The following is a 26,171-nucleotide window of genomic DNA, read 5'->3' on the forward strand; positions in this document are numbered from 1 at the left end:
TGAACTCCCACCCTCTCCAACGGCGAAATATAGCGGGGCCCGTCGGCGCTTCAAGCGCCGCGGCTCCCCACCGCCGCTCAGTGCGAGCCGCCCGTGCTTTGCACCGCCGCCGCTCGCTCCACCCGGTCGAGCACCGTCTCCACGGCATCGGCCACCTCGATGCGCACCGGCCCGATCTTGCTGTTCGCCCGCGTGGGGTCCACACGGTTGGTGAGGAGCACAATGAACAGGTCCTGCGCCGGATCGATCCAGATCGAGGTGCCCGTGAACCCGGTGTGGCCGAACGCCGCCGGCGACATCAGGTGGCCGGCCGAGTTGGTCCCATTGGGCTTTTCCCATCCCAGGGCGCGGTTGGAAAGCGCCCGATCCTGGACGGTGGTGAATGCGATGATCGTCTGCCGACGGACCACCCGCACGGGACCCAGCGCCCCGCCGTTCAGGTACATTTCGGCGAAGCGGGCAAGATCGTACCCGCTGCTGAACAGCCCGGCGTGCGCCGAAATGCCACCCAGATAGTACGCCCGCTCGTCGTGCACCTTGCCGCGCAGCTTGCCGCCGCGCCGCGGATCGACCTCGGTGGGCGCGATGCGCGGCCGCAGTGAGTCGGGCGGGTTGTACATGGTGTCGTGCATGCCGAGCGGCCCGAACACGTGCGCGGCCAGGTACCGGTCGAGGCGCTCGCCCGACACCCGTTCCACGATCTTCCCCGCCAGATACGCGCCGATGTCGCTGTACACGAATCTCGTCCCGGGCAGCGCCTCGAGCGGTTCGGCCATCATCAACTTGGCGATGCTGTCCCCGTTGGTGGTGATGCGATCGTAGGCGCGGAAGGCGGGGAGTCCCGATGTGTGAGTGAGCAGCTCCCGGACGGTGACCTCGGCCTTGTGCGGGCCGGTCCATTCCGGGAGGTAACGTTGGACCGGCGCGTCCAACGACACCTTGCCTTGCTCCACCAACTGCATCATCGCCGACGTCATCCCCACGACTTTGGTCAGCGACGCCAGGTCCCACATGGCGTGCGCATCGGGGCGGGGCGACGGATCCCAGTCGAGGTGCCCGGCGCCGTACTCGGCCACGATTCCGGCGTGATTGCCGACCACGGCATACGCGCCGGGAAAGGCGTGGTCCCGCACGGCTGCGTCGAGCACGAGCCGGAGCGTGTCGGACAGGGCGCGTCCGACCGTCGCCGACGACACCGTGGGGGCGGATGGCCCCCCCTGGGCGTACGCGGGGTGGGGCAGGGCGAGTAACGCCGCGGCGAAAGGAGTCCACGCCCGGGCACTAGGAAGGTGACGCATGAAGGAAGAATAAGCCCGCCGGCCCCGGCCCGAAACACTGTCGTTCCAGTTGCTACAAGTTGGTGAACTGGATACTTTTAGCCGCCGGGGCGTCGCTCCGGCTCTTTACTTTTTTGCCCCCCCGCCCCCGCCTGCAGTTCGCGCGGCGAGGCGTATGCCGAGTGCGCGTCTCGGAGCCGAATGAAGATTCTGCCGGACTGGCTGAAGAACGGATACCTGCGCCTCATCGATCCCGTCGCGGATTGGTGTGTCCGACACGGTGTGCACCCGAATACCATCACGGTGATCGGGACCGCGTGCACGGTAACGGGTGGAGTGGTGTACGGCACCGGGCATATCAGTGTGGGCGGGTTCTTTCTGGGGCTCACGGCCATCTTCGACGTACTCGACGGGACGGTCGCGCGCCGGTCCAACACCGCCTCGACGTTCGGGGCCTTCCTGGATTCCACGCTCGACCGGCTGGCCGACGGGTTCGTGCTCGGCGGACTGGCAGTGTTCTACGCGTTGAATTCGGTGCACCACTCATGGGCGAGCGTTCCGATGGTCGTGATGTGCCTGCTCGGGCTCATCGGCTCGTTCCTCACCTCGTACACCCGGGCGCGGGCTGAGGCGTTGGGAATCGACGCGAAGGTGGGCATGCTGCAGCGGCCGGAGCGCGTCGTGTTACTCTCGGTTCCGCAAGCGTTCTTCGGCCTGGCTCTTGACGGGGTCGTGCTGGCCGTCATCATCGTGGTCCTGACCGTCACGGCCTGGATCACCGTCTATCAGCGTGTGATGTGCGTCTACCACGCCACCACACCCACGGATGCTCCGTCGTCGGCGGGTTCCGGACAGCCATCGGCACCGCTGTCCACGCCGTCGTACGACGCGCATCCCTTGCTCAAAGGAGATTAACGTCGTGCAGGGATCGTCATCCGATACGCGCACGCCGCCGCGTCCGGCCACCGGCAGACTCGGTGTGCTCACGCCCGGGCTCGGCGCCGTTGCTACTACCTTCATGGCCGGCGTCGAGAGCATCCGTCGCGGGTATTCCAAGCCCATCGGGTCGCTGACGCAGATGGCGACGATCAGGCTCGGGAAGCGCACCGACAACCGGTCCCCGCTGATCAAGGACTTCGTCCCGTTGGCCGGGCTGACCGATCTCGTGTTCGGCGCCTGGGACCCCATTCCCGACGACGCCTACACCGCGGCCAAGAAGGCCGGCGTTCTCGAGGCCGCGGATCTCGAGCGCGTGGCGGATTTCCTCAAGGGCATCAAGCCCATGCCGGCGGTGTTCGACAATCACTACGTCACCCGTATCAACGGCACCAACGTCAAGAAGGGCAAGACCAAGCGCGACCTCGCCGAACAGCTGCGCCAGGACATGCGCGACTTCAAGGCCCGGCACAAGCTCGACCGTCTGGTCATCGTGTGGTGCGCGTCCACGGAGATCTTCATCCGGCCGGGCCCGCAGCACGCCACCGTGGAGCAGTTCGAGAAGGCGATGGAGAACAATGACGAGGCCATCTCGCCCGCCATGCTCTACGCCTGGGCCGCGATCATGGAGGGCATCCCGTACGCCAACGGCGCGCCCAACCTCGCCGTGGACACGCTGGCGCTGCAGCAGTTGGCCAACGATCGCGGCGTGCCGATCTCGGGCAAGGACTTCAAGACCGGCCAGACGTGGTTGAAGACCGTCATCGCTCCGGCGATCAAGGCGCGCATGCTCGGCCTCGCCGGGTGGTACTCCACCAACATCCTCGGCAACCGCGACGGCGAGGTGCTGGACGATCCGCAGTCGTTCAAGACCAAGGAAGAGTCCAAGCTCAGCGTGCTGCACACCATCCTGCAGCCCGAGCAATACCCCGACCTCTACAAGGACTTCTCGCACGTCGTGCGCATCAACTACTATCCGCCGCGCGGCGACAACAAGGAAGGCTGGGACAACATCGACATCTTCGGGTGGATGGGCTACCCGATGCAGATCAAGGTCAACTTCCTGTGCCGCGACTCCATTCTCGCCGCGCCCATCGTGCTCGACCTCGCGCTGTTCTCGGATTTCGCGCATCGCGCCGGCATGAAGGGAATCCAGGAATGGCTGAGCTTCTATTACAAATCGCCGATGGCGGGTCCGGGCTTGCAGCCCGAGCATGATCTCTTCATTCAGCAGACCAAGCTGAAGAACACGCTCCGCCACCTCATGGGAGAGGAGCAGATCACGCACCTCGGGCTGGAGTACTACCAGCCGTGACGCGATTCGCGCGTGCGGTGGCGATGGCGGCAGCCGCGGCAGTCCTCGCGGCCTGCGGGGGAGAATCGCGTCCGCTGCTGCACCTCCCCTCCAAGAGCTACGACTTCGTCATCGAACCGTCGGACATCCCGCCGCACGCCCGCGAGAGCATCACGTACAAGGTGATCGTTCGCGATCGCCAGACCCAGCAGCCCATCGAGAACGGCGAGGGCCAGATCTTCGCCAACACGCGCGACGGCGCCAGCACGTGGGACGGCTTCACCAACGGCCCCGAGCTGGGGACCTATTACGGCAAACTCAACTTCGTGATCGCCGGCCAGTGGGCCATGGCCATCCGCTTCCGGCGCGACTCCCTGCACCCATTGGAGCGCGTCGACTGGATGCAGGACGTATTCAACGAACGCCCCGATTCCACCCCGTGATGCGACACTTCTACCGGAGTCATCTCGTTCCCGCCCACGTGGTCGCCGCCGCCGACCGGTTCTTTCCTGAATTGGGCCTGGCGAGCACGGCCACGGCCGCGCGGTCGCGCACCTATTCCGGCCCGCTCGGCGCGGCGCGCGTCAACGTCAGGGCCGAAGGGGGCCACTACACCTTCATCGAGGTCGACACCGACCAGATGGGGGAGAGTCGCCTCGACCGCAACGTGAAGCGTTTCTTTTTGTCGCTCCATCGCGAGGAAGATCCGCGGCACGTGCTCGAAGCGGCGTACTGAGGCGGCAACGGTGCACCACGCCGAAGACCGTCCCGGCGGCCAAGCGAACGCGCCCGCACGGCCCCCGGTCGAATCCGGTGGCGTTTGGCAGTATGTTGGATTGGGGTGCATCACGCTCACCGCCGGTCTGTTCGGCGGTGGCATGCTGGGCGTCTTCGCGGCCAAGATCGTGGGTTGGGCGACGCACTGCGTCGCCGACCCCAACACGGGCGCGCCCTGCGCGTGGGGAAGCTATTGGTTCATCGGAGCGGCGGCGGGTGCGATTGCATTCCCGACGACCGTCTTCGTACTGAGAAGCCGCGGCCGCGCCGCGGCTGCCAAATCGGACAGAGGGTGATCCCGTGGCCCGCATAGATGTCATCATGCCGCAGATGGGCGAGTCGATCGCCGAAGGCACGCTCTCGAAGTGGCTCAAGAAGGTCGGCGATGCGGTCAAGCGCGACGAACCGATCTTCGAGATCTCCACCGACAAGGTCGACGCCGAGATTCCGTCACCGGAGGCGGGGATAATCGCCGAGATCCTGGTCACCGAAGGCCAGACGGTGGCGGTGCAGACGGTCGTCGCACGGCTCGAGACCGAGAAGGGGGCCGTGGTCGACGCGGCTGCCCCGGCGCCGGCCCCCGCTGCCGTCGCGGCGGCGATTTCGGCCCCCGTGACCCCGGCCGCACCCGTCGCCCCGCCGCCTGTCAGCGCTCCGATGGTCCCTTCCGGCAACGGCCATTCCCTCGAGGAGCGGCTCCGCACCAAATCGTCACCCCTCGTGCGCAAGATCGCGGCCGAGCACGGCATCGAGATTGCGGCCATGACGGGCTCCGGCATGAACGGCCGCGTCACCAAGCGCGACCTCCTGCAGTACCTCGACTCGGGCGCGCCGCGCCCGTCGATGCCCGCGCTGCCGGGCGCCGCGCATGTCGCGCCTACCCCCGAGCCGTGGCCGGGGGACCGCGTGGAACCGATGAGCAAGATGCGCGCGCTGATCAGTGAGCACATGGTGGTCTCGCGGCACACGTCGGCCCACGTGACGTCGATCATGGAGATGGACTTCACGCGCGTGGCCCGCATCCGCGCCGTGCACAAGGCGGAGTTCGAGGCCACCACGGGACAGAAGCTCTCGTACATGCCGTTCATCATCCGAGCCACCGTCGACGCGCTCAAGGCGTTCCCGGTGGTGAACGCATCGGTGGCCGGGGCCAGCGTGATCTACCGGAAGCCGATCAACCTCGGCATTGCGGTGGCGCTCGATTGGGGCCTCATCGTGCCGGTCATCCGGAACGCCGACGACCTCTCGCTCAGCGGCGTCGCCAAGTCCCTCAATGATCTGGCCGGGCGCGCCCGAGCCAAGAAGCTCGATCCGCGCGAAGTCCAGGACGGGACGTTCACGATCACCAATCCCGGCGTGTTCGGATCGCTCACCGGCACCCCGATCATCAACCAGCCGCAGGTGGCCATCCTCTGCGTGGGGGCGATCGAGAAGCGGCCAAAGGTGCTCACCGGTCCCGACGGCGAGGACACGATCGCCATCCGCACCTGTTCCTACCTCTCGCTCTCGTTCGATCACCGGATCGTCGACGGCGCCGTGGCCGACCAGTTCCTCGGTCACATCAAGCGCACGATCGAGTCGTTCCCCGACTCCGCCCTCTGACATGCCGCGCGCGCTCACCGTTCAGCGTACTCTCATCCCGCCGCAGGAGCGCAAGCGGTACGCCGAACGCCTGGCGCGGCGGCGGGAGTACTACGCCAAGGCGAACTGCCACTTCTGGGTGTTCGAGGAGGAGGCGTTGCCGGGAGCCTTTCTGGAATTCTTCGAAGCCCCTGACGTCGAGACATTGACGCGCGCCCACGCCGGCGCGCCGGATCCTGTCCTCGATGCCGGGCGCGTCTACATTGAAGTGGAGTTGGACTAGATGCCCATCCGCACACTGAACGTGAACGGGAAGACGTGGCGCGTCATGCCGTCGGGCCGCGTCACGCAGAGCGACCACGACGAGTTCTCGCTGCTCTTCGTCACCGGCGCCGGCGATGACCGCGAAGTGCGCGTCACGCGCTACTCACCCCAGGGCGCCCGCTCGCGCCAGCAGTCCCTGGCGCAGATGAACGACGCGGAATTGCAGCGCCTGTTCGGGTATTCGCAGCCGAGCTTCACGTCGCCCGAAGCCGACTACTCGGCGTGACGACACCGGCCGGCGCCACACCCGGTGGGGAGCGCGCCGCGTACGTCGATCTCCACACCCACTCCACGGCATCGGATGGTGCGCGCTCGCCCACCGACGTGGTGGCCGCGGCGCACCAGGCAGGGCTCGCCGCCGTTGCACTCACCGACCACGATACGGTGGCCGGCATCGCTGAAGCCCAGGCCGCGGCCGCCGAACTCGGCCTCCGTCTCGTGGCCGGCGTCGAGTTGAGTGCCGTGGAAGGCGACACGGAAACGCATGTCCTGGGCCTGCACCTCTCGCGCGTCTCGGAGATCGAGGCCGGCCTGATCGCGCTACGCGAGATGCGCCGCCAGCGGGCCGTGCGCATCGTGCAGCGACTCAACGACCTGGGCGTGCGCATCAGCTTCGAGTCGGTCGTGGAGCAGGCGGCCGGCGGCGCGATCGGCCGCCCTCACGTGGCTCGCGCACTCGTCCAGGAAGGCTGGGCCACCGACCTGCGCGACGCCTTCGACCGCTATCTCGGCAACGGCCGTCCGGCATTCGTGGCCAAGGACCGGCTGACGATGATCGACGCCGTGGCGATGATCCACCGCGCCGGCGGCATCGCCGTGATGGCGCACCCCGGGCACACCGGCAGCCGGACACGGCTGGAATCGCTGGCCGCGCACGGCATGGATGGGGTCGAAGTGCTCCACCCCAGCCATAGTGCCGAAGACGTGGCTCGCCTGCGCGCGCTGACCGAGCACCTCGGGCTCGTGCCCAGCGGCGGGTCCGACTGGCACGGCTCCGAGGACGGTCCGCGTACGCTTGGTTCCATGCACGTGCCGCAAGGCTGGCTGGCGCGCCAGGACGCGTACCTCGCCGCCATGGCGGCGAGCGCCGTCACGTAGTCCGTCTACACCGGAGGGACGATGGAACTGCGCGGACGGGTGGCACTGGTAACCGGAGCCGGAAGGCGCGTCGGACGCGCCATCGCCGTCGGACTCGGCGCGCGCGGCATGCGCGTGGCCGTCCACTACCACGGCTCGCCGACCGACGCCGAGGAGTCGGTGCGTCTCATCCGCGCGGCCGGCGGCGAAGCCGAGCCTCTGCGCGCCGACCTCGGCGACCCGGGCGCGCCCGGGCCGCTCATCGATGCGGTGGTGGGCCGGTTCGGCACGCTCGACGTGCTCGTCAACTCGGCCGCGATCATGGAGCGCACGCCCTTCGGCCAGGTGACCGCCGGACAGTGGGAGCGCATCTTCGCACTCAATCTGCGCGCTCCGTTCTTTCTCGCGCAGGCCGCGGCACCCCACCTGGCGGGCGGCGCCGGCGGCGCGATCGTGAATATCGCGGACCTGGCGGCGTTCGAGACGTGGCCGGGCTATCTGCCGCACGGCCTCTCCAAACTCGGCGTCGTGCGGCTCACCGAGTCGCTGGCCCGGATCATGGCGCCTGCCGTGCGGGTGAACGCGGTCGCGCCCGGCAACGTGCTGCTCCCCGATGGCTGGAGCGACGCCGACGCCGAGCGGCTACGGTCCACCACGCCGCTCGCGCGGAACGGTTCCCCGGCTGACGTCGTGCAAGCGGTGGCGTACTTGCTCGAGGCGGACTTCGTCACCGGCGAGACGATCGTCGTCGACGGCGGCCGTCGTGTCCGCGGCTAACCCGCGGTTCTCCGCGCCGCAGGCGTTCGGCCGCATCACGGTGGTCGGGGGCGGATGCTATGGGGGGTATTACGTGCGCCAGCTCCGGCGCGCGGTGGCGGCCGGCGCGGTGCGGTGCGCTGGCGTGACCGTCGTGGATCGCGATGCCGCGTGCCCGGTCGCGCGCCGCGTTGGCGCCGGTGACCCGCTGGTCCGCGTGGAGATCGCCGATTGGCGCGCGCACTTCGCTCGCTACCTGGCGGCGGCGCGCCGCGACGGTGACGCCGCCGAGGATGCCATCGTGCCGTCGCCGCTCATGCCGCACCTGCTGCGGGACTGGCTCGTGGACGCGGCGCGCACGCGGTGGCCCGGCCGCGACGTAAGGGTGGCGCCGCTCCGGGCGACGCCTCACGTGCCCTGGGAGCGGGCCGCCCCCGACGGCACGCACTACGTGAGCTTCGCGACGTGGATGTGTCCCATCAACTGCATAGAACCGGCGGTGTGCCCGCATACCAAGGGACCTCGCGACTGGAGCATGGCGCCCGCGATCCGCGAATACGCGGCCGCTCAGGCCGACCCGGGTACGGCGCGGGAGCCGATCCTCTTCCAGTGCACCCACCGCGCGTACGGCGTCGGTATGATCGATGTGCGCGACGTGCTGGCCGCCGACGCGGCGATCGCCGCATCGGGCGCGATCGGCGCGCCCGTGGATGTGCTGGTGGGCACGGTGTCGCACTGCCACGGCGCGCTCAGCCGCGTCGTCGTCGCGGCGGAGCCCGCCGTCGGGCAATTGCCCTAGCAGGGCGGGGCCACGGTTCCCCTCGCCGAGCAAACCGGCGAGATTCCATACCTATGGTAACGCCGGCGACCATCGGCTGCGCGCCGGCCCAAACGGTGAGAGACCAGTGGCCCATACCTACGAATATGAGGTCGTGATCATCGGTGCCGGGCCCGCGGGCCTGTGCGCGGGAATGTACGCCGGTCGCGGCATGCTCAAGACCGTCGTCCTGGAGCGCGGCGCGCCGGGCGGCGAGTTGCTCAATACGGAGTTGATCGAGGATTATCCCGGCTTCGAACACATTCTCGGCTATGAACTGGCCCAGAAGTTCGCCGACCACGCGACCAAGTTCGGCGCCGAGTTGCGCACGGGGGTCGTCGTCATGTCCGTCAAACGGCGCGATGACGGCCAGTTCGAAACCATTACGGAGGAGGGCGACGTCTATCTCTCGCCGACGGTGATCGTCACGGCGGGCGGTACTCCCGTGAAACTCGGCATTCCCGGCGAGTTGGAATACGCCGGCAAGGGCGTGTCGTACTGCGCCGTGTGCGACGGGGCGTTCTTCCGCGGGCACACGATCGCCGTGGTGGGCGGCGGCGATGCCGCGGTGGAGGAAGCCGACTACCTCACGCGCTACGCGGACAAGGTGTATCTCGTGCACCGCCGCGGCGAACTGCGCGCCTCGAAGATCCTGCAGGAGCGCGCGTTCGCCAATCCGAAGATTGAATTCATCTGGAACACGATGGTCAACCGCGCCGTGGGCGACGACCATGGGCTGCTCCACCATCTCGAACTGCACGACACCGTGACGGGCGCGCACCGCGATCTGCCCGTTACCGGCCTGTTCATCTTCGTCGGGTTCAAGCCCAACACCGGGATCATCGGCGAGCACGTGGACCACGATGAATTCGGCTACCTGCGCACCGACTGGAGCATGCAGACATCGGTGCCCGGATTATTTGCAGCGGGCGACGTGCGCGTGCAGATCACGCGCCAGGTGACGACGGCGGTGGGCGATGCCACGACGGCCGCCATTGCGGCCGAGAAGTACCTCAAGGCACGGGCCGACGCCGCTACCCCCGTGGGCGCGGCCTGAAGATGCGGGTTCCGTGATCACGATTCGCTTCGAGACCGTTGGCCCGTTCCAGGAGAACAGCTACCTGGTCGTCGATGACGCCACCGAGCGTGCGGCGCTGGTCGATCCCGGGGACGAACCCGAGCGGCTGCTTGAAATGGTGGCCCGCTCGGGCGCGACGCTTGATGCCATCTGGCTCACCCACGCCCACCTGGACCACGTCGGCGCCATCAATGGCGTGCGGCGGGTGCATCCGGTGCCGGTGTTCCTGCATCCGCTCGACCGGCCGCTCTACGATCGGGCGGCCGAGATCGCGGCGGCCTACGGGGTCCCGCTCGAGCAGCCCGATCCCCCCGACCGCACGCTCGCCGACGGTGACGTGGTCACCGTGGGTGCGCTGCGCTTCAACGTGCTCCACACGCCGGGTCACGCGCCCGGCCACGTGGTCTTTGTGGGCCCCGGGCTCGCGCTCGGTGGTGACCTCCTGTTCCGGGGATCGGTGGGTCGCACCGATCTCCCATTCTGCAACGGAGCCGACATGGAGGCATCGCTCGCCCGCGTGAGCGCACTCCCCGGCGAGATCGTCGTCTATCCAGGGCACGGCCCGTCGACCACCATCGACGAGGAACTGGCGAACAACCCGTTCCTGAACGGGACGGCGATGCCGGTGCGGCGGTGACCATCACGGGGCGCAGCGCCGGGCTGGCGCAGGTCGCGCTGTCGGCGTGGTGGCTGGGCGCGGCGATCCTGCTCGCGGCGGCCGTGGCGCCAGCGGCGTTCGCAGTGCTGCCAACGCGCAGCCTGGCCGGCGACCTCGTCGGCCGCTTGCTTCCCGTGATCTTCTGGGCTGGCATGGCGGTGTTCGCGTCCGTCATGGTGTTGGGCGCGTGGACCGACACCGCCTCCAAGTACAAGCCGCGCGTGCTCGCCGCCGCCGTCGGCGGCACGGCGTGCATGATCGCCCAGTTCGTGGTCGATGGGATGATCGCGCGCCTGCGGGCGCAGGCCCACGGGCCGGTGGACGCCCTGGCGCCCACCAACCCGCTGCGGGTGGCCTTCGGCCAGTTGCACCTGTTCAGCGTCGTCCTGCTCGGCGTGGCGATGCTCGCGGCCGCCCTCGTGCTCGTGCTCGCCTTGCGCGGGCAGCGAGATCTATCAGTACACTGATAACCTTCCGTTGGCTTCCCTGACTGTGGTTCCTGCCATGACCTCCGCGACCCGCTCCGAAACGGATCCCCTCGGCCCGCTCGATGTGCCGGCCGATGCATATTACGGTGTTCAGACCCAGCGCGCGCTCGAGAACTTTCCCATCAGCGGTCTGAGGCCGCTCAGGGAATTCGTGCGCGCCGTGGTCTGGATCAAGAAGGCGGCCGCCCTCACACACAAGGAAACCGGCCGCCTCGACGCCAAACTCGCCGACGCCATTGCCGCCGCCGCCGACGAGGTGCTGGCCGGCAAGCTCGACGCCCACTTCGTGGTGGACGTGTATCAGGCAGGCGCCGGCACCTCGCACAACATGAACGTCAACGAAGTGCTGGCCAACCGCGCCAACGAACTGCTCGGCGGCAAGCGCGGGGCGTATACACCGGTGCACCCAAACGACCACGTCAACATGGCGCAGTCCACCAACGACGTGATCCCGACGGCCATCCGGCTGGGCGCCCTCGACCTGTTGACCGGCCTCGACCGCGCGTTCGGCGCACTGCGCGACACCCTGGCCGCCAAAGGCCGCGCATTCGACGACGTGCTCAAGTCCGGGCGTACCCACCTGCAGGACGCCATGCCGATTCGCCTCGGCCAGGAGTTCTCCGCCTACGCCGATACGATCGACCGCAATCTGGCGCGGATCCGGCAGGCCGCTGACTTCCTGCGCGACCTGGGCATCGGCGGGAGCGCTGTCGGAACCGGCGTGAACGTCGAGCCGGAGTATCCCGCCCTCATGAACAAGTACCTCAAGCAGATCACGGGGCTCGATCTCCGCGCGGGCAAGGACCGCATTCAACTCATGCAGAGCATGGGCGACGCCGCGGCCTTCTCGGCGGTCGTGAAAGTGCTCGCCCTCGACCTCAGCAAGATCGCGAGCGATCTGCGGCTCATGGTGAGCGGCCCGCGCACGGGCCTCGACGAGATCACGCTCCCCGCCGTGCAGCCCGGCTCTTCGATCATGCCCGGCAAGATCAATCCGTCCGTCGCCGAGATGGTGAACCAGGTCTGCTTCCAGGTCATTGGCAACGACGCCTGCGTGGCTGCGGCGGCCGAGCACGGCCAGCTCGAACTGAACGTGATGATGCCCGTGATCGCCCACAACGTGATGTTCTCCATGATCATCCTCACCAACGCCGCGGCCGCGCTCGACGTGCGCTGTGTGGCGGGGATCACGGCCAACCGCGAGCAGTGCGCGTACTGGCTGGAGCGCTCGGCCGCGCTGGCCACGGCGCTCGCCCCGAAGATCGGCTACTCCAAGGCCGCGGACATCAGCAAGCGCTCGGTCAAGGAGGGCGTGCTCATCCGGGATCTGGTGAAGCGCGACCAGGTGTTGCCGCCGGCCGAGATCGATGAGGTGCTGGATCTGCGGAAGATGACCGAGATCGGGGTGCCGGGTGGAAAGCACGGAGGCGCGTAGGCATTCCCGGGCTGGCCGGGCTGGGGCTCCCCTTTCCGAGGGGAACGCCGGGCATTAACGTCCTCTTGTGCGTATCACCACCCTGGCCGAATACGGCGTGATCTGCGCGCTACACCTGGCGAAGCGCAGCGACGAGGGGCCCGTCACGGGCCGCGACATCGCGGCCAGTGAGCGCCTGCCCGTGGACTACGTGGAGCAGATTCTGCTCCGGCTGCGCCGTGCCGAGATCGTCAAGAGCACCCGCGGAGCACGCGGTGGCTACGCCCTGGCGCGCCCAGCCTGCGACATCACGGTGCGCGACGTGATCGCGGCTTCCGAACTCACCACCTTCGACCTGCACTGCGTGTCGCATCCGGTCGAGGAGGAGCGGTGCTCGGCCGCCCACGAGTGCAGCATTCGCCCGGTGTGGCTCATGCTGCAGCAGAAGATCGACGAGGTGCTCGAAGGGGTGTGCCTCTCCGACCTGCTGCACCAGGAGCGCGAGGTCCGTACGCGCGTGGGCCTCTCCGAGATCGCCGAACTCGATCGCGGGCGCGGTCTCCCCGTGTTGCAGAACGGCTGAGCCGACCCGGCCAGGCGATCCCTCGATGCCGATCTTCGGACGGTGGAGAGCCGAACGCCAATTGCAGGAGCGCGCCGAGCGCTTCGTCTCGGTCCTGAACGCCCCGCCTGACGGCACCGACGTCGCCTGGCTGGCCGCGGTCGCGACCCGCGGCGACACCGATCACGCTGCCTGGGAATTGCGGTATGCGCGGCGCGCTCTCGGGCTGGTCAGCGCCCAGCGCGACGCGCTGGACGACCGAACCGGCGCGATCGTGGCACACACCATGGCGGCGGCCTTCGAGCGCGACCGGAACATCGGGCGCGACCGCCTCGAGCTGGCACATCGCCAGTTCAACGCACGGCTGAGCGCCTATCGCGACGCGGTGGGCGCGCGCGTCTCCGGCGCCACCCCGGCGCGCCTCGGGCGCACGCTGCTGGCCTTCGCCGGAGGCTCGTTTCGCGAGGTCGATGCCAACGTGACGCGGGCCGGCGACTTGCTGGCCGGCTATCTCCAGGCGGCCAACGACTCACTCCGCGAGATCTTCGGCACGGCCACGCTGCCGGAGCACGTGCCCCCCTCGGCCATCGAGCGGCACTGAGCACCCGCCCCAAAAAGCCGAGGCGCGCTCCGACTGGAGCGCGCCCATGAGATTGCGGCAGAGAATGCCGAAGGCGGGACTCGAACCCGCACGGGCTTGCACCCACTGGCTCCTGAAGCCAGCGCGTCTACCAGTTCCACCACTTCGGCGCGAACGCGGATATTATTGACGGCTGACCATGAAGTCAACGAACGAAGCCAACGACACCGTTTCGATTGCGAAGAACAAGCGCGCCCGCCACGACTATCACATTCTGGAGACGTGGGAGGCGGGGCTCGTGCTGACCGGCACCGAGGTCAAGTCGCTCCGCGACGGCAAGGCACAACTCGTCGATGCCTATGGCATCGTGAAGGATGGGGAGGTCTACCTGCTCAACCTCCACATTTCCCCCTACAAGCAGGGCAGCTACAATAACCACGAGCCCACCCGCACCCGCAAACTGTTGCTCCACAAGCGTCAAATCCGTCGTCTGATTGGCGCGGTGGAGCGCGAGGGACTCACCCTCGTGCCCCTGGATCTGTATTTCAAGCACGGGGTGGCCAAAGTGACGCTGGCGCTGGGCAAGGGAAAGAAGCTGCACGACAAGCGCGAAACGGCCAAAGCGCGGGACGCCGAGCGCGAGATGGCGCGCGTGGGGCGCACACGGTGATCGCCCTCGTCCTCGCCGCGTTCCAGCTCGCTGCCGCCATGCCGGTGCGACCGGCCCCCGTCGCCGACCGCATCGGGCCGGCGCGTGCCGCCATCGGGTCGGACGGCCATCCCCATCTCCAGGGCGACACGCCGGCCGTCGTCGTCGTCGATGCCGGACACGGCGGCGTCGACAACGGGATGAGTGGCCCGATCGGTGCCACGCACAAGATCTACGAGAAGAACATCACCCTGCAGGTCGCCCTCAAGCTCGGTCGGGCGCTCCAGGCCCGGGGGGTGAAGGTCGTCTACACACGCACCACCGACACGCTGATCAACCTGTACGATCGCGGCCCGATCGCCAACCGCGCCCACGGCAATCTGTTCATCTCGATCCACGTCAACGCGTCCAACCCCAAGTGGAAGGACGCCGCCACGGCCCGCGGGTTCGAAACCTATTTTCTGTCCGAAGCGAAGACCGAAGACGCCCGTCGAGTGGAAGCCATGGAAAACTCGGCGGCCCGTTTCGACAGCGGCAGCCCCGTGTCCAAGGGTGATCCGCTAAGTTTCATCCTCAGCGACATGCAGCAGAACGAGCATCTCCGCGAGTCGATGAAACTGGCCGAAACCGTGCAGGATCAACTGGGGGCCGTGGAGCCGGGCCCGGACCGCGGCGTCCAGCAGGCGGCATTCGTCGTCCTCGAAACGGCGTTCATGCCGGCCGTGCTCGTCGAGATCGGCTTCGGCACGAATCCGCAGGAGGCCGCGTTCATTTCCAACCCGCGGTCGCAGACCAAGCTCGCTGGTGCGATCGCCGATGCGGCCGTGGATTATCTCAACGCCTACCGGGCCGGCGTGAACGGTGTGGCGGATCGCGTCGCCGGCCGCCACCAATGAGCCCGGAGTCCGTGCTTCGCGTCAGCGCTGCCGGACTCGAATTCCAGAATCCCATCGTTCTTGCCGCCGGAACCGCCGGCTATGGGCACGAGGTGTCGGGCGTGACGGATCTCGCGGCCATCGGCGGGCTGGTCACCAAGGCGGTGAGCCTCGAGCCGCGCCAGGGCGCCCCCGCGCCGCGCGTAGCGGAGTTCGAGGGCGGCATGATCAACGCCGTCGGGCTGGCCAACCCGGGCGTTGACGAGGTGTGCCGCACGCACTTGCCGTGGCTGGAGGTCGCCCTGCCAGGCACGCGAAAACTCGTCAACGTGGTCGGCTTCGTGGTGGACGAGTTCGCCGAAGTCGTGCAGCGGCTCGAAGCGAGCGAGCACGCCGGCGGTGCGATCGACGGCTACGAGTTGAACGTGAGCTGCCCGAACACCAAGGCCGGCGGGATGGAGTTCGGCGCCGACGACACGGCCCTCGCCGCGGTCGTCATGCAGGTGCGACGTGTCACCCATCGGCCGGTGTTCGCCAAGCTCTCACCGGCGCTCGCCGACATCGCTCATACGGCGCGGGTCGCCGTCGACGCCGGCGCCCACGGGATCACCGTGGTGAACACGATCCCCGGATTGGTGGTGGATGTCGAAACGCGACGCCCGGCGCTGGGCTTCGGCACGGGCGGCGTGAGCGGCAGCGCGATCCTGCCCGTAGGCGTGCTCGCCACGTGGAAGGTGGCGCGGGCCGTGCCCGTGCCGGTGATCGGCCTGGGCGGCGTCCGCCACGCCACCGATGTCGTGCAGTACGTACTGGCCGGCGCGTCGCTGGTTGGAATGGGCACCGCGGCCATGCGCGATCCACGGCGGCCGGAGCGGGTGGTGCGCGATCTCGTCCGCTGGTGCGCGGCGCACGGCGTGGCCAATCTCGCCGACCTGCGCGGCACCTTGGAGTGGCCCGCATGACCACCCCCATCGTGGCGCTGGACGTGTCCCGCGTGGCCGACGCGCTGGCACTGGTCGACCGGCTCGACGGGCTCTGCGGGTTCTACAAGGTCGGCTTGCAGCTGTTCACCGCCGAAGGACCGGCGATCGTCCGCGCGGTGCGCGAGCGGGGGCGGGGAGCGGAGGTGTTCCTCGACCTCAAGTTGCACGACATTCCCAACACCGTGCGCGGCGCGGTGGCAAGCGCGGCCGCCCACGGGGCGCGGCTGGTGACGGTCCACGCCTCTGGCGGACGGGCGATGCTCGATGAGGCGCAGGCGGCGGCAGCGGCGGGCGGGTGTTCCCTGCTCGCGGTGACCGTGCTGACGTCGCTCGACGCGGCGGCGCTGGCCGCTGCCTGGGGACGTGACGGCGGCAGTGGGCGCACGCTCGATGTGGGGGACGAGGTGCTGCGGCTCTCGGCGGTCGCGGCCGCTGCCGGGCTGCACGGGGTGGTGTGCAGCGGGCGCGAGGCGGGAGCGGTACGGAGCCGCTTCGGCGGGCGATTGGCCACCCTCGTGCCGGGAGTGCGGCTCGCGGGGATGCCGGCGAACGATCAGGCTCGGGTGGTGACCCCAGGCGAAGCCGTGCTGGCGGGCGCGGCCTACGTAGTGCTGGGTCGCACGGTGACTGCGGCCGGCGACCCGCGGATCGCCATGGAGCGGGTGTTGGCGGAGCTCGCGGCCGAAGGCTCGTCGGGGGGCTGAGCGGCGGGTGTTTCACCGTTCACTGGCGGCTTGCGTCAAGTTGCAGCCCCAATTACTCTTAAGGTCTGGCCAGGAATTCCTGGATACGTGATTTTTCGTCCGGACCGGAGCTTCCGTGAAAGTACGCAGCAGCGTGAAGCCGATCTGCGAGCACTGCAAAGTGATCAAGCGGAACGGCGTGATCCGCATCATTTGCAAGCGCAACCCTAAGCATAAGCAGCGGCAGGGCTAATTCATGGCGCGAATCAGTGGAGTCGATCTCCCGCGTGAGAAGAAGGTCGAGGTCGGCTTGACCTACATCTACGGCATCGGCCGCAAGACGGCCGCCGCCATCGTCCAGAAGGCAGGCATCGATGCCGCGTTGCGCGTGCGCGACCTGTCGGATGGCGACGTCAACAAGCTGCGCCAGGTGATCGAGCGCGACCATAAGGTCGAGGGCGCGTTGCGCACCGAGGTGGCGATGAACGTGAAGCGGCTGATGGACATCGGCTCGTATCGCGGCATTCGGCACCGCCGTGGTCTTCCGGTGCGTGGCCAGCGGACGCACACCAACGCCCGCACCAAGAAGGGGCCGCGCCGCGCGATCGCGGGCAAGAAGAAGGTAACCAAGTAATCCTATGGCGACTGGCAAGAAGTCCAAGCGCGTCGTGGAGGCGGAAGGCATCGCCCACGTGAACGCCACGTTCAACAATACGATGGTCACGATCACCGACGCGCACGGGAACACCGTGTCCTGGGGTTCGTCGGGCAAGGCCGGCTTCAAAGGCTCCAAGAAGAGCACGCCGTTCGCGGCAACGGTCGCGTCCGAACAGTGCGCCCGGGAAGCGCTCAGCCTCGGCGTCAAGCGCGTGCATGTGCGCGTGCAGGGCCCCGGCAGCGGGCGTGAGTCGGCCATCCAGGCGCTGGCCTCGGCCGGACTGCAGGTGAAGTCGATCAAGGACGTGACGCCGATTCCGCACAACGGCTGCCGTCCGCCCAAGCGTCGGAGAGTCTGAGTCATGAGTCGGTATCTTGGAGCGAGTTGCAAGCTGTGCCGGCGCGAAGGGACCAAGCTGTTCCTCAAAGGCACCAAGTGCTTCACCGAGAAATGCCCCGTCGAGCGCCGTCCGTACGCGCCCGGGCAGCACGGCCAGAGCACGGCGCGCCGCCGCAAGGCGTCGGAGTACGCCAAGCAGTTGCGCGAGAAGCAGAAGATCAAGCGCATCTACGGGCTGGGCGAGCAGCAGTTCCGCAACATCTTCGAGAAGGTATCCTCGCTGCCCGGCGTGACCGGCCACAATCTGCTCGCCAACCTGGAGAGCCGGCTCGACAATCTCGTCTACCGGATGGGATTCGCGGCCAGCCGCAAGGCGGCGCGTCAGCTCATCCGCCACCGACACGTCGAAGTGAACGGCAAGACGGTGGACGTCGCGAGCTACACGGTGCAGCCGGGCCAGGAGATCCGCGTGCGCGAGAAATCGCGGGAGCTGGTCTTCATCCAGGCGGCGCTGGAGCAGTCGAGCCGCGGTGGCTCCCTCTCGTGGCTCGCCGTGGACAAGGAGAGCTTCAGCGGCCGTATGCTGGAGCGTCCCTCGCGGCCGAACATTCCGATCGCCGCGCAGGAGCAGCTGGTCGTGGAGTTGTACTCCAAGTAATGCGGTAGGAGCGTAGGACAGTAGGACACAGAGACTGCGCCGACGTTTGCCGTCCTACCGTCCTACGGGATGGTGGGGGAGAGGCGGTGTGGTGGAGCTGGGCAGTGCAGTGCAAGGGGTCGGGACCCTAACTCCCATTCGAGCTTGCCGCGCGTTAGGGGCGGGGCAGGGCGACGCCGGTGATTTCCCGGTCGGACCGAGGTATCAACTGACTATGAGCAATTCGATCGATCTTCGCGGACTCGTCCGCCCGCAACTCGTCGAATCGACGACGCGCGATGATAATCCGAATGTGGCCGAGTTCCGGCTCCAGCCGCTGGAGCGCGGCTTCGGGCATACCCTGGGCAACGCGATGCGGCGCATGCTGCTGTCGTCGCTGCGCGGCTCCGCCGTGTGGGCATTCCGCATCGACGGCGTGGTGCACGAGCACCAGACCATCGCCGGCGTCGTCGAGGACGTCCACCAGATCATCGGCAACCTCAAGACGCTCACCCTGATGCTCGACGACGAGGTGGAGGAGGCGGTGGTGCACATCGCCAGGTCCAAGGCCGGCGTCGTGACCGCGGCCGACATCCAGGCGGCGAGCGGCGTACGCGTCATCGACCAGACGCACCACATCCTCACCCTGCAGGATCACCGCGACCTGACGATGGATCTGTACGTCAACAAGGGCCGCGGCTACATGGAGGCCGACCAGCATCCGCTCGACCGCGGCCGCCCGGTGGACCTCGTGCGCATCGACGCGATCTACAATCCCGTGCGTCGGGCCAACTTCTCGGTCGCCGAGACCCGCGTGGGTCAGCGCACCGACTACGACCGCCTCACGCTCACCGTGGAGACGAACGGCACGATCTCGCCGTCCGAGGCCGTGAGCTACGCGGCCGCGCTGGCCCAATCGCACTTCCAGTATTTCGTGGACTTCGGCTCGCACACCTCGGCGCCGCTGGTGCCGTCGGCGGAGTCGACCGACGCCGACGCGGCGCGTCTGGCGCAGTTGCTCAAGACGCCGATCGACGACCTCGAGCTGTCGGTGCGGTCGGTGAACTCGCTCAAGAACTCCAGCATCCGGTCGCTCGGTGACCTGGTGCGGCAGACCGAGAGCCAGATTCTGCAGGTCAAGAACTTCGGCAAGAAGTCGCTCCAGGAGATCGCCGATCTGCTCGAGCGTGAAGGACTGAATTTCGGGATGCGGTTCGAGGAGAACGGCGACGGGGTGCGCGTGATGGATTGGGGCACGCCGCCGAGCCGGGCTGCCGCTGCGGCGCCCGACGACATGGAGGAGTAGGTCATGCGGCATGCCAACGCCGGCCGCGCGCTGCGCCGTACCGGTGAACAGAAGCGCGCGCTGATGCGCAACCTCGCGACCTCGCTCATCGAGCAGGGCGCGATCGAAACGACGGAAGCGAAGGCCAAGGAACTGCGGCCGTTCGTGGAGAAGCTGATCACCAAGGCCAAGGCCGGCACGCTGCACGCCCGCCGCCAGGCCGGACGGGACATCGCCAAGCGCGCCGCCGCGGACAAGCTGTTCCAGGAGCTGGGACCGCGGTACGCCAAACGTCCCGGTGGGTACACGCGCATCCTGAAGACCGGCCACCGCAAGGGTGACGGGGCGGAGATGGCGCGCATAGAGTTGATCGAGGGCTGAACCATGGCAATCCAGAGAAACCGCTGCTACTGCTGCGACAAGGGCGTCGCCTTCGGAAACAATGTCTCCCACGCCAACAACAAGACGCGTCGCACCTGGAAGCCCAACCTCCAGGTGGTGCGGGTGATGGGGGGCGATGGCAAGATCGTCAAGGTCAAGGTCTGTACGCGCTGCCTGCACGCCGGCAAGATCAAGCGGGCGCCGCGCGGCCGCGCGGCCTGAACCGTGGCGCCACGGGCCGCGATGAGGGGGGACCGCACCGCGGCTCCCCCTTTTTTCTTCACGCCTGACTTCACCACCACGATCCGCCCTCCCACCCCATGCCCACCGCGCTGATCACCGGCATCACCGGACAGGATGGCTCCTACCTCGCCGAGTTCCTGCTCGACAAAGGGTACCGCGTCGTGGGCGTCGTCCGGCGCAGCTCCACCACGCCGTACGAGCGGATCGCGCACCTCATCGACCGCGTCGAGTTGGTCTCCGCCGACCTGCTCGACCAGACGTCGCTCACCGACGTCATGGGCGACTGCAAACCCGACGAGGTGTACAACCTCGCCGCGCAGAGCTTCGTGCAGACCTCGTGGTCGCAACCCGTGCTCACCGGCGAATTCACCGCCCTCGGCGTGACCCGCATGCTCGAGGCGGTCAAGAAGGCGGCCCCGAACGCGCGCTTCTACCAGGCCAGTTCGAGTGAGATGTTCGGCAAGGTGGTCGAGTCGCCCCAGATCGAGACCACCCCGTTCTACCCGCGCAGTCCGTACGGCGTGGCCAAAGTGTACGGCCATTGGATCACGGTCAACTACCGGGAGAGTTTTGGGCTGTACGCGGTGTCGGGCATCCTCTTCAATCACGAGAGCCCGCGCCGCGGCCTCGAGTTCGTGACCCGCAAGGTCACCGACGGCGCCGTGCGCATCAAGCTCGGACTGGCCACGGAACTGCGGCTTGGCAACCTCGAATCGCGCCGCGATTGGGGCTACGCCGGCGATTACGTGGACGCCATGTGGCGCATGCTGCAGCGGGATGCCCCCGAGGACTATGTCATCGGCACGGGGCACACCTGGTCGGTGCGGCAACTCTGCGAGAACGCCTTCAGGGCCGTCGGGCTCGACTATCGCGACTACGTCGTCCAGGACCCGCGGTTCCTCCGGCCCGCCGAGGTGGACCTCCTCGTCGCGAACCCCGGCAAGGCGCGCCGCGAGCTGGGATGGGAACCGAAGGTCGGGTTCGCGGAGCTCATCGAGATGATGGTCCGGGCCGACATGGACCGGCACGCCCCGCCCGGCCGGAAGTGACCAGACGCGCGCTCGTCACCGGCGGCGGGGGGTTCGTCGGCCAGTGGATCGGTCGCGCACTGCTCGGCCAAGGCTGGGAGGTCTACGCCGCTGGTGTCGGGACCCCCGGGGCGCGCGTGCTGAGCCGCACCGAGCATCAGGCCATCCATTGGCTGACCATGGACGTGCGCTCGCGGCAGGACGTGGCGGGCGCCCTCGACGAGAGCCGGCCCGACGCCGTCCTCCACCTGGCCGGAATCAGCTACCTGCCGAGCGCCGCCGACGCACCCGCCGAGGCGTGGTCGGTGAACGTCCTGGGCGCCGTGACCCTGCTGTCCGAGGTGACGCGGCGTCGGGCGGTCGGAGCGCTCGATCCGCGCGTGCTCGTGGTCGGAAGCGCCCAGCAGTACGGGCGCCACGATGCGGCGGAACTGCCCCTCTCCGAGACGGCAGAGCAGCGGCCGCTCACCGTGTACGCGGCGTCCAAGGCGGCACAGGAGATCGCCGCCCTCCAGGCTTTCCGCGCCGACGGCGTTCAGGTGCTCACGACGCGGAGCTTCAATCACTCCGGCGTGGGGCATGACGACCACTTCCTGCTCCCCGCGCTGGTCCGGCGGGTGCTGGCCATCCGCCGCGGCGCTCGCGACACGATCCGTATCGGGAACGGCGACACGATCCGCGACTATCTTCATGTGGCCGACGTGGTGGATGCCTACCTGGCGTTGCTCGACCGCGGGACGCCGGGCGAGGCCTACAACGTCTGCAGCGGGGAAGGGGTGGGGGTGCGCGAATTGACCGAATGCGTGCTGGATCGGGCAGGGGTGAGCGCCGAGATTTCGAGCGACCCGTCGCTGCAGCGTTCGGAGGACGTGCCGGCGCTGGTGGGCAATCCCGAGAAGCTGATCCGTGCCACCGGGTGGCGACCGCGCCTTACCCGCGACGATATCATCGACGATCTATTTCATGCCGCGACGCTCTGACATCCATCGCATTCTCGTCATCGGATCGGGCCCGATCGTCATCGGGCAGGGAGCGGAGTTCGACTACTCGGGCACCCAGGCCGCCAAAGCGCTCAAGGAAGAGGGCTACGAGGTCATTCTCGTGAACTCCAATCCGGCGACCATCATGACCGACCCCGAGGTGGCCGATCGCACGTACATCGAGCCGGTGACGCCCGAGTTCGTGGAGCTGATCATCGAGCGCGAGAAGCCCGACGCGCTGCTTCCCACGATGGGCGGCCAGACGGCCCTCAACGTGGCGATGGCGCTGGCCCAGTCGGGGGCGCTCGCGCGGCACGGCGTGGAACTGATCGGAGCCAAGGAGCGCTCGATCGCGATCGCCGAGGACCGCAAGCTGTTCGGCGAGGCGATGGCGCGCATCGGCCTGGCCGTGGCCAAGGGCGGCATCGCGACGAGGCTGGACGAGGCGCTGGAGATCGTCGAAGAGACGGGGTTTCCGGCGATCATCCGCCCCTCGTACACGCTGGGTGGCACGGGCGGCGGCATCGCCTACAACCGCGACGAGTTCGAGGACATCGTGCGGCGCGGGCTCGACGAATCGCCCACCACGCAGGTGCTCATCGAGCGCAGCGTGATCGGATGGAAAGAGTTCGAACTCGAGGTCATGCGCGATCACGCCGACAGCGTGGTCATCGTGTGCTCGATCGAGAATCTCGATCCGATGGGCGTGCACACCGGCGACTCGATCACCGTGGCGCCGGCCATGACGCTCACCGATCGCGAATACCAGGTGATGCGCGACGCTGCGGTGGCGATCATCCGCGAGGTGGGGGTGGAGGCCGGCGGCTGCAACATCCAGTTCGCCGTCAATCCGCGCGACGGGGAGATGCTGGTGATCGAGATGAACCCGCGCGTGTCGCGGTCCTCGGCGCTGGCGTCCAAGGCCACGGGGTTCCCGATCGCGCGCATCGGCGCCAAACTGGCCGTGGGCTACCGCCTCGAGGAGATCCCCAACGACATCACGAAGACCACGCCGGCGAGCTTCGAGCCGGTGCTCGACTACGTGGTGGTGAAGATCCCGCGGTTCGCGTTCGAGAAGTTCCCCCATGCCAATCCGTATCTCACTACGCAGATGAAATCGGTGGGCGAGGCGATGGCGATCGGGCGCACGTTCAAGGAGGCGTTGCAGAAGGGACTGCGCGCGCTCGAGATCGGGCGGCCGGGATGGACGGTGGCGCCGCGCCCGGTGGACGACCGGCTGCCCGACGACAGTGACGCCGCCCTGGCCGGCGCCCTGCGGCAGCCAACGCCGGAACGGATCTTCCAGATCAAGCGCGCGTTCGTGGCCGGCATGTCGGTGGCTGACGTGGCGGACCTCACCGCGATCGACCCGTGGTTCCTGCAGCAGATGCTCGAATTGGTGGATGCCGAGCAGTGGTACCGTGGATGCGCCTCGGTGGGTGCGTTCGAGATGCGGCGCATGAAGCGCATGGGATTCTCGGACCGCCAGTTGGGGGCGCTCCGGGGCGAGACCGAGCACGCGGTGCGCGCGCACCGGTGGGCGCTCGGCGTGCGGCCCTCGTACAAAATGGTCGATACGTGCGCGGGAGAATTCCCGTCGTCCACGCCGTACCTGTACAGCTGCTACGACGAGGAGACCGAAGCGCCGAAGAGCGGGCGCAAGTCGGTGATCATTCTGGGCAGCGGTCCCAACCGGATCGGGCAGGGGGTGGAGTTCGACTACTGCTGCGTGCGGGCCGCGATGGCGTTGCGCGAGCAGGGGTACGAGACGATCATGATCAACTCCAACCCCGAAACCGTCTCCACCGACTTCGACACATCCGACAAACTGTACTTCGAGCCGCTGACGCTGGAGGACGTGCTGGAGATCGTCCAGCGGGAGGAGCCGGTGGGGGTGATCGTGCAACTCGGTGGGCAGACCCCGCTCAAGTTGACGCGCCCGCTCGAGGCCGCCGGCGTCACGATCCTCGGAACGTCGCCCGACGCCATCGACATCGCCGAAGATCGGCGGCGGTTCGAGAAGATCGCGCGCGAGGTGGGGCTCACCCAACCGCCCAATGGCACGGCGACCAACGTCGAGGAGGCGGTCGCGGCCGCCCAGCGCATCGGGTATCCGGTGCTGGTGCGACCGTCGTACGTGCTGGGCGGGCGCGCGATGCAGATCGTCTACGATGCACCGTCGCTCGAGCACTATTTCGACACGGCGGTGAACGTGTCCGAAGACCGCCCGGTGCTCATCGATCGCTTCCTCGAAGACGCGTTCGAGGTGGACGTGGACGCGATCTCCGACGGCACGCGGGTGGTGATCGGCGGCATCATGCAGCACATCGAGGACGCCGGCATCCACTCCGGCGACTCGGCGTGCGTGCTGCCGCCGTACCTGGTCACCGAGCAGGACATGGAGGTCATGCGCGAGCAGACGGCGGCCATGGCCCGCGCGCTCGGCGTGGTGGGCCTGATGAACGTGCAGTACGCGATCAAGGACCACGTGGTGTACGTCCTCGAGGTGAATCCGCGGGCCAGCCGCACGGTGCCATTCGTGTCCAAAGCGATCGGCGTGCCGTTGGCGTCGCTGGCGGCGCGCGTGATGATGGGCGAGACCCTCGACGACATCGGGTTCACCGAGGAAGTGGCGCCGGGTTACGTGTCGGTGAAAGAGGCGGTGTTCCCGTTCAGCAAGTTCCCTGGCACCGACCCGGTGCTCGGCCCCGAGATGCGCTCGACCGGCGAGGTGATGGGGATCTCGGATTCGTTCGGAACCAGCTTTGCCAAGGCCCAGTTGGCGGCGGGGAACGGGCTCCCGCTCGACGGGACGATCCTCGTGACGGTCAACGACACCGACAAGCCGACCGTGACGCCGATCGCGCGGCGGTTCCAGGAGATGGGGTTCCGCCTGCTCGCCACGCGCGGGACGGCGCGTTACCTACGCCAGCGCGGTATTCCGTCGGACGCCGTGTTCAAGGTGCACGAAGGGCGACCCAACTGTCACGACCTCATCCTGAACGGCGACGTGCAACTCTTGGTGAACACGCCGCTCGGGAAGCACGCCCAGGCCGACGACTACACGCTGCGCCAGGCGGCGATCCGCAACCACGTGGCATACACGACCACGATGTCGGCGGCGAGCGCGGCCAGCGACGCCATCCTCGCCCTGCGGTCGCGCCGCCCGGCGGTGAAGTCGCTCCAGGAATGGCAGGCTGAACTCCGGGTGGAAGCATGAGCGACGCTCCGTTCATTCACGAGAGTTCCTATGTGGACGAGGGGGCCCAGGTCGGCCGCGGCACGCGCATCTGGCATTTCTGCCACGTGCTGGGCGGCGCGGTGATCGGAGAGCGGTGCAGCCTGGGCCAGAATGTCGTGGTCATGAACGGCGTGCGCATCGGGAACAACGTGAAGATCCAGAACAACGTCTCGGTGTACGAGGGCGTGGTGCTGGAGGACGACGTGTTCTGCGGGCCGTCGATGGTGTTCACCAATGTCGTCAACCCGCGCAGCCACGTCACGCGCAAGCACGAGTACAAGACGACACGCGTGCGCCGGGGTGCGTCGATCGGAGCCAACGCCACGATCGTATGCGGGGTGACGCTCGGCGAGTACGCGTTCATCGGTGCTGGCGCGGTGGTGACACGCGACGTGCACCCGTACGCCCTCATTGCCGGAGTACCGGGGCGCCGCATCGGCTGGATGTGCCAGTGCGGCGAACGGCTTCCCGACGTGGGCGCCGGCACCTGCCCGGCCTGCGGCACCACCTACGAGCGCCACGGCGAGGGGATCCGGCCCGCCGCGGCGCGCGGCTCCTGACCCCCGGCCA

The 26,171-nt window shown here is 68.0% G+C and carries 32 protein-coding genes and 1 tRNA gene; 31 read left to right on the forward strand and 2 right to left on the reverse strand.

Annotated features, from left to right (window positions below):
• Nucleotides 1-77: 77 nt before the first annotated feature.
• A complete protein-coding gene (locus VNF92_02385; GenBank protein HVA56711.1) occupies nt 78-1,298 on the reverse strand; it encodes a serine hydrolase domain-containing protein in 1,221 nt (406 codons plus the stop codon).
• Nucleotides 1,299-1,478: 180 nt separating this feature from the next.
• Between VNF92_02385 and VNF92_02390 the strand changes: the two genes are divergently transcribed.
• From VNF92_02390 to VNF92_02465, 16 genes are all read left to right on the forward strand, one after another.
• Nucleotides 1,479-2,192, forward strand: coding sequence for a CDP-alcohol phosphatidyltransferase family protein (locus VNF92_02390; GenBank protein ID HVA56712.1), 714 nt, complete (start codon nt 1,479-1,481; stop codon nt 2,190-2,192).
• A gap of 4 nt (nt 2,193-2,196) precedes the next feature.
• Complete coding sequence (locus VNF92_02395; protein HVA56713.1) at nt 2,197-3,528, forward strand: inositol-3-phosphate synthase; 1,332 nt, start codon at nt 2,197-2,199, stop codon at nt 3,526-3,528.
• On the forward strand, nt 3,525-3,950 hold the full coding sequence (locus VNF92_02400) for a hypothetical protein (GenBank protein ID HVA56714.1): 426 nt from the start codon (nt 3,525-3,527) through the stop codon (nt 3,948-3,950). The genes VNF92_02395 and VNF92_02400 overlap by 4 nt, the downstream gene beginning before the upstream one ends.
• A complete protein-coding gene (locus VNF92_02405; protein ID HVA56715.1) occupies nt 3,947-4,243 on the forward strand; it encodes a hypothetical protein in 297 nt (98 codons plus the stop codon). Before VNF92_02400 ends, VNF92_02405 begins: the two co-directional genes overlap by 4 nt.
• A gap of 341 nt (nt 4,244-4,584) precedes the next feature.
• Nucleotides 4,585-5,886, forward strand: coding sequence for a dihydrolipoamide acetyltransferase family protein (locus VNF92_02410; protein HVA56716.1), 1,302 nt, complete (start codon nt 4,585-4,587; stop codon nt 5,884-5,886).
• Between the two features lies 1 nt (nt 5,887).
• On the forward strand, nt 5,888-6,148 hold the full coding sequence (locus VNF92_02415; GenBank protein ID HVA56717.1) for a hypothetical protein: 261 nt from the start codon (nt 5,888-5,890) through the stop codon (nt 6,146-6,148).
• A complete protein-coding gene (locus VNF92_02420) occupies nt 6,149-6,415 on the forward strand; it encodes a hypothetical protein (GenBank protein HVA56718.1) in 267 nt (88 codons plus the stop codon).
• On the forward strand, nt 6,412-7,287 hold the full coding sequence (locus VNF92_02425) for a PHP domain-containing protein (GenBank protein ID HVA56719.1): 876 nt from the start codon (nt 6,412-6,414) through the stop codon (nt 7,285-7,287). The genes VNF92_02420 and VNF92_02425 overlap by 4 nt, the downstream gene beginning before the upstream one ends.
• Before the next feature lie 21 nt (nt 7,288-7,308).
• Complete coding sequence (locus VNF92_02430) at nt 7,309-8,043, forward strand: SDR family oxidoreductase (protein HVA56720.1); 735 nt, start codon at nt 7,309-7,311, stop codon at nt 8,041-8,043.
• The gene (locus tag VNF92_02435) at nt 8,030-8,821 is read left to right on the forward strand and encodes a hypothetical protein (GenBank protein ID HVA56721.1); all 792 of its coding nucleotides are present in this window, start codon (nt 8,030-8,032) and stop codon (nt 8,819-8,821) included. The genes VNF92_02430 and VNF92_02435 overlap by 14 nt, the downstream gene beginning before the upstream one ends.
• Nucleotides 8,822-8,927: 106 nt before the next feature.
• On the forward strand, nt 8,928-9,896 hold the full coding sequence (trxB, locus tag VNF92_02440) for a thioredoxin-disulfide reductase (GenBank protein HVA56722.1): 969 nt from the start codon (nt 8,928-8,930) through the stop codon (nt 9,894-9,896).
• A gap of 13 nt (nt 9,897-9,909) precedes the next feature.
• On the forward strand, nt 9,910-10,554 hold the full coding sequence (locus VNF92_02445; protein ID HVA56723.1) for an MBL fold metallo-hydrolase: 645 nt from the start codon (nt 9,910-9,912) through the stop codon (nt 10,552-10,554).
• Complete coding sequence (locus tag VNF92_02450) at nt 10,551-11,042, forward strand: DUF4149 domain-containing protein (protein ID HVA56724.1); 492 nt, start codon at nt 10,551-10,553, stop codon at nt 11,040-11,042. The genes VNF92_02445 and VNF92_02450 overlap by 4 nt, the downstream gene beginning before the upstream one ends.
• Nucleotides 11,043-11,079: 37 nt before the next feature.
• Nucleotides 11,080-12,498: an aspartate ammonia-lyase gene (locus VNF92_02455; protein ID HVA56725.1), complete on the forward strand. Its 1,419-nt coding sequence runs from the start codon at nt 11,080-11,082 to the stop codon at nt 12,496-12,498.
• A 67-nt stretch (nt 12,499-12,565) separates the two neighbouring features.
• On the forward strand, nt 12,566-13,060 hold the full coding sequence (locus VNF92_02460; protein HVA56726.1) for an Rrf2 family transcriptional regulator: 495 nt from the start codon (nt 12,566-12,568) through the stop codon (nt 13,058-13,060).
• A 25-nt stretch (nt 13,061-13,085) separates the two neighbouring features.
• A complete protein-coding gene (locus tag VNF92_02465; GenBank protein HVA56727.1) occupies nt 13,086-13,640 on the forward strand; it encodes a hypothetical protein in 555 nt (184 codons plus the stop codon).
• Between the two features lie 65 nt (nt 13,641-13,705).
• Here VNF92_02465 and VNF92_02470 read toward each other — a convergent pair.
• Nucleotides 13,706-13,789: transfer RNA gene (locus VNF92_02470), tRNA-Leu, on the reverse strand.
• A 29-nt stretch (nt 13,790-13,818) separates the two neighbouring features.
• On the opposite strand from VNF92_02470, the gene smpB reads away from it, so the two are divergent.
• The 15 genes from smpB to VNF92_02545 all read left to right on the forward strand — a co-directional run bounded on the left by smpB (nt 13,819) and on the right by VNF92_02545 (nt 26,161).
• Nucleotides 13,819-14,289: an SsrA-binding protein SmpB gene (smpB, locus tag VNF92_02475; GenBank protein HVA56728.1), complete on the forward strand. Its 471-nt coding sequence runs from the start codon at nt 13,819-13,821 to the stop codon at nt 14,287-14,289.
• Nucleotides 14,286-15,164, forward strand: coding sequence for an N-acetylmuramoyl-L-alanine amidase (locus tag VNF92_02480; GenBank protein ID HVA56729.1), 879 nt, complete (start codon nt 14,286-14,288; stop codon nt 15,162-15,164). The genes smpB and VNF92_02480 overlap by 4 nt, the downstream gene beginning before the upstream one ends.
• An 11-nt stretch (nt 15,165-15,175) precedes the next feature.
• A complete protein-coding gene (locus VNF92_02485) occupies nt 15,176-16,105 on the forward strand; it encodes a dihydroorotate dehydrogenase (GenBank protein HVA56730.1) in 930 nt (309 codons plus the stop codon).
• Nucleotides 16,102-16,830, forward strand: a complete 729-nt coding sequence (pyrF, locus tag VNF92_02490; protein HVA56731.1) for an orotidine-5'-phosphate decarboxylase — start codon at nt 16,102-16,104, stop codon at nt 16,828-16,830. Before VNF92_02485 ends, pyrF begins: the two co-directional genes overlap by 4 nt.
• A gap of 115 nt (nt 16,831-16,945) precedes the next feature.
• Nucleotides 16,946-17,062 carry a 50S ribosomal protein L36 gene (rpmJ, locus tag VNF92_02495; protein ID HVA56732.1) on the forward strand — a complete coding sequence of 39 codons (117 nt, stop codon included), beginning with the start codon at nt 16,946-16,948 and terminating at the stop codon, nt 17,060-17,062.
• Nucleotides 17,063-17,065: 3 nt separating this feature from the next.
• On the forward strand, nt 17,066-17,443 hold the full coding sequence (rpsM, locus tag VNF92_02500) for a 30S ribosomal protein S13 (GenBank protein HVA56733.1): 378 nt from the start codon (nt 17,066-17,068) through the stop codon (nt 17,441-17,443).
• 4 nt (nt 17,444-17,447) lie between these two features.
• Nucleotides 17,448-17,825 (forward strand): 30S ribosomal protein S11, encoded by a 378-nt coding sequence (gene rpsK, locus VNF92_02505; protein HVA56734.1) that lies wholly within the window; start codon nt 17,448-17,450, stop codon nt 17,823-17,825.
• A 3-nt stretch (nt 17,826-17,828) separates the two neighbouring features.
• Nucleotides 17,829-18,464: a 30S ribosomal protein S4 gene (gene rpsD / locus VNF92_02510; protein HVA56735.1), complete on the forward strand. Its 636-nt coding sequence runs from the start codon at nt 17,829-17,831 to the stop codon at nt 18,462-18,464.
• A gap of 214 nt (nt 18,465-18,678) precedes the next feature.
• Nucleotides 18,679-19,749: a DNA-directed RNA polymerase subunit alpha gene (locus VNF92_02515; protein HVA56736.1), complete on the forward strand. Its 1,071-nt coding sequence runs from the start codon at nt 18,679-18,681 to the stop codon at nt 19,747-19,749.
• Between the two features lie 3 nt (nt 19,750-19,752).
• Nucleotides 19,753-20,109, forward strand: coding sequence for a 50S ribosomal protein L17 (rplQ, locus tag VNF92_02520; protein ID HVA56737.1), 357 nt, complete (start codon nt 19,753-19,755; stop codon nt 20,107-20,109).
• A 3-nt stretch (nt 20,110-20,112) separates the two neighbouring features.
• Entirely contained in the window at nt 20,113-20,331 is a 219-nt protein-coding gene (gene rpmB, locus VNF92_02525; GenBank protein ID HVA56738.1) for a 50S ribosomal protein L28, read from the forward strand.
• A 98-nt stretch (nt 20,332-20,429) separates the two neighbouring features.
• On the forward strand, nt 20,430-21,401 hold the full coding sequence (locus VNF92_02530; GenBank protein HVA56739.1) for a GDP-mannose 4,6-dehydratase: 972 nt from the start codon (nt 20,430-20,432) through the stop codon (nt 21,399-21,401).
• Entirely contained in the window at nt 21,398-22,360 is a 963-nt protein-coding gene (locus tag VNF92_02535; GenBank protein ID HVA56740.1) for a GDP-mannose 4,6-dehydratase, read from the forward strand. Before VNF92_02530 ends, VNF92_02535 begins: the two co-directional genes overlap by 4 nt.
• Nucleotides 22,344-25,580 (forward strand): carbamoyl-phosphate synthase large subunit, encoded by a 3,237-nt coding sequence (carB, locus tag VNF92_02540; GenBank protein HVA56741.1) that lies wholly within the window; start codon nt 22,344-22,346, stop codon nt 25,578-25,580. Before VNF92_02535 ends, carB begins: the two co-directional genes overlap by 17 nt.
• The gene (locus VNF92_02545; protein ID HVA56742.1) at nt 25,577-26,161 is read left to right on the forward strand and encodes an acyltransferase; all 585 of its coding nucleotides are present in this window, start codon (nt 25,577-25,579) and stop codon (nt 26,159-26,161) included. The genes carB and VNF92_02545 overlap by 4 nt, the downstream gene beginning before the upstream one ends.
• Nucleotides 26,162-26,171: the final 10 nt, after the last annotated feature.

The sequence above is a fragment of the Gemmatimonadaceae bacterium genome, from assembly GCA_035533015.1.
Classification (GTDB): Bacteria; Gemmatimonadota; Gemmatimonadetes; order Gemmatimonadales; family Gemmatimonadaceae; genus JAGWRI01.

Coding starts and splice junctions, on each gene's coding strand:
- pyrF (HVA56731.1), top strand. CDS start 16,102: ATGACCACCCCCATCGTGGCGCTGGACGTGTCCCGCGTGGCCGACGCG.
- VNF92_02385 (HVA56711.1), bottom strand. CDS start 1,298: ATGCGTCACCTTCCTAGTGCCCGGGCGTGGACTCCTTTCGCCGCGGCG.
- rpsK (HVA56734.1), top strand. CDS start 17,448: ATGGCGACTGGCAAGAAGTCCAAGCGCGTCGTGGAGGCGGAAGGCATC.
- VNF92_02455 (HVA56725.1), top strand. CDS start 11,080: ATGACCTCCGCGACCCGCTCCGAAACGGATCCCCTCGGCCCGCTCGAT.
- rpmB (HVA56738.1), top strand. CDS start 20,113: ATGGCAATCCAGAGAAACCGCTGCTACTGCTGCGACAAGGGCGTCGCC.
- VNF92_02465 (HVA56727.1), top strand. CDS start 13,086: ATGCCGATCTTCGGACGGTGGAGAGCCGAACGCCAATTGCAGGAGCGC.
- rpsD (HVA56735.1), top strand. CDS start 17,829: ATGAGTCGGTATCTTGGAGCGAGTTGCAAGCTGTGCCGGCGCGAAGGG.
- smpB (HVA56728.1), top strand. CDS start 13,819: ATGAAGTCAACGAACGAAGCCAACGACACCGTTTCGATTGCGAAGAAC.
- carB (HVA56741.1), top strand. CDS start 22,344: ATGCCGCGACGCTCTGACATCCATCGCATTCTCGTCATCGGATCGGGC.
- rpsM (HVA56733.1), top strand. CDS start 17,066: ATGGCGCGAATCAGTGGAGTCGATCTCCCGCGTGAGAAGAAGGTCGAG.
- VNF92_02530 (HVA56739.1), top strand. CDS start 20,430: ATGCCCACCGCGCTGATCACCGGCATCACCGGACAGGATGGCTCCTAC.
- VNF92_02515 (HVA56736.1), top strand. CDS start 18,679: ATGAGCAATTCGATCGATCTTCGCGGACTCGTCCGCCCGCAACTCGTC.
- VNF92_02545 (HVA56742.1), top strand. CDS start 25,577: ATGAGCGACGCTCCGTTCATTCACGAGAGTTCCTATGTGGACGAGGGG.
- VNF92_02430 (HVA56720.1), top strand. CDS start 7,309: ATGGAACTGCGCGGACGGGTGGCACTGGTAACCGGAGCCGGAAGGCGC.
- VNF92_02415 (HVA56717.1), top strand. CDS start 5,888: ATGCCGCGCGCGCTCACCGTTCAGCGTACTCTCATCCCGCCGCAGGAG.
- rplQ (HVA56737.1), top strand. CDS start 19,753: ATGCGGCATGCCAACGCCGGCCGCGCGCTGCGCCGTACCGGTGAACAG.
- VNF92_02420 (HVA56718.1), top strand. CDS start 6,149: ATGCCCATCCGCACACTGAACGTGAACGGGAAGACGTGGCGCGTCATG.
- VNF92_02390 (HVA56712.1), top strand. CDS start 1,479: ATGAAGATTCTGCCGGACTGGCTGAAGAACGGATACCTGCGCCTCATC.